Source organism: Pyrinomonas sp. (assembly GCF_040289685.1).
GTDB lineage: Bacteria > Acidobacteriota > Blastocatellia > Pyrinomonadales > Pyrinomonadaceae > Pyrinomonas.
In genome coordinates this window covers 4579-6355 of sequence record NZ_PSLQ01000104.1, presented here as the reverse complement: position 1 = coordinate 6355, position 1777 = coordinate 4579, and the positions used below count along the sequence as shown (strand labels likewise).

The 1777-nt window shown below is 57.5% G+C and carries 1 protein-coding gene and 1 tRNA gene; both read right to left on the bottom strand.

Going from position 1 to position 1777, the window contains the following annotated elements; genetic code table 11:
- Positions 1-460 precede the first annotated feature (460 nt).
- Positions 461-877: a winged helix-turn-helix transcriptional regulator gene (locus tag C4334_RS14255; protein ID WP_352432755.1), complete on the bottom strand. Its 417-nt coding sequence runs from the start codon at positions 875-877 to the stop codon at positions 461-463.
- Between the two features lie 636 nt (positions 878-1513).
- Positions 1514-1590, bottom strand: a tRNA-Glu gene (locus C4334_RS14250).
- Positions 1591-1777 lie beyond the last annotated feature (187 nt).

Below are 1777 nucleotides of genomic sequence, written 5' to 3'. Positions count from 1 at the left end.
TTACGGTAACATGCCGCGAAACGGACATCAATGCTGTAGCGAGGGGGTGCGGTGTGTCCCCTCAATGAATTGAGGGGGATTACAGCCCACTCGCGCTCCCCCCGTTTTTCTAAAGGGACGAAAAAGAAGGGTTGGCGGCTGTTGGCTTCAAGGCCTGTCCCGCCCCTTTCGTCGGTCGCCCAGGAGCGATCTCGTACTTTGAGGTTCAAAGCTTGACGCTCCACACGGCGTTGAGCCGTGAGTAATCCGAGAGCTCTCTCCTCCCCAACAGTTGCGGCCACCCGGCACGCGCGCCGCCTTTGTGTCCCAAGGTTCGCCTCCGTTCAGGCGGACGCCTCAAGGGTGTCGGCTTTTCAAGTCCGCATCAAGCGCTTCATCCCAACCCAAAGGAGCGGGTCGCTCGCGCAAGATTTCCGGTAAGGTCGTAGAACGTACCAAGTGGAACTTGTTCGATGGCCTCTCAAAGCAGAACGACGGGAACTTCTCTCCTCAAATTCTGTTGACTGCGTTGTGGACAGGCTTCGCAGTACGAACCGCGCTGCCGTCGGCGATCCTCGCACGCACAGCAGCCCAGCGCTTCGCCCGCGCGTCGCAGCGCGTCGAGCAACGGCAGCAGGAGTTTACCGCGGTCGGTCAGCGCGTATTCGACGTGTGGTGGGCTGCCGTTGAATTCGCGCCGTTCAATGAGCGCTGCCTTTTCCATTTCGCGCAGCCGCCCGACCAGCGTTCGACTGCTGATCGGATGGAGCGTCGTCAGCAATTCCGTTGTGCGGCGCGGTCCACGTGCGAGATCACGTACAACCAAAAGGGTCCACCGGTCGCCCACCCACTGCAACGCGCCCATCACGGGACAACCATCACTTTGGCGTCGTTTCATGGCTCGCACTCTTCGCCCGAAAAAATTTCCCGTCAAGCTTAAGGGCGGAGCCTTAAATCGCGCAAGCGATGCTGCTGCCCGCCCGTTTCCATAACTCACGCTGAACGGAGCCAATCGATTCACGAAGGATCAGCCTCGACATGCGCGAAACCCACACATCATCGCCAAAGGTCGCACGAACCGATTCACCGAGGTTTCATCCTCGACGGCGACGCCCATCCGTTGCCCTGAAATCCCATGTCTTGGCTCAATAGAGGGACGAACCTCAGCGTGGAAACCTGCTCTCGCCGTGTTGATCATTTCCTTGATAGAAGTCGGCGGCTTGCGCGTATCTCGGTCACGAGGGGCGGCAGAGAGAATAGAACGGCTGAGGCTCGGTGTAGCAAGCTCCAACTTCCGTTCGAAATCCTTCGGGTTTGGACGTGATTATTGCGGAAAGGCTGGAACCCAATACTGGAACCCAATAAAATTATGTCCAACTTCAGCATCCATTCCGAGTTCCGAAGATTGTCGGCGTGGTTGCTCCGGCGAGCTTACTGGCCTGGGTTCAACTCCGGCATTTATCTCGGATCTCGAATTTCGGGGAGCGGAGGAAAAGTAAAAGGCTGTCGCCTCTTGCGCGACAGCCTCAATCTTTGGCAGCGCATACGGGACTCGAACCCGTGATCTCCGCCTTGAGAGGGCGGCGTGTTAGCCAGCTACACCAATGCGCCGCGAAACTGGTCCTTGCCTCTTTCGGCAAGCAAAAGAGTATAGCAGACAGAAATGCTTTTTGTCCACGCTTAAGCTCTCGGTTCGTTTCACCGCGCAAGCGCGAGGGATCACGACCGATCAACCGCCGCTTGCTGAAACGATAGAAACGCCTTTTGCGTTCTCTTTCAAAGAAGCGCGTCGGCTTTG

Excerpts from the sequence above, each read along its gene's own strand:
- C4334_RS14255 (WP_352432755.1), bottom strand. The coding sequence starts at position 877 with ATGAAACGACGCCAAAGTGATGGTTGTCCCGTGATGGGCGCGTTGCAG.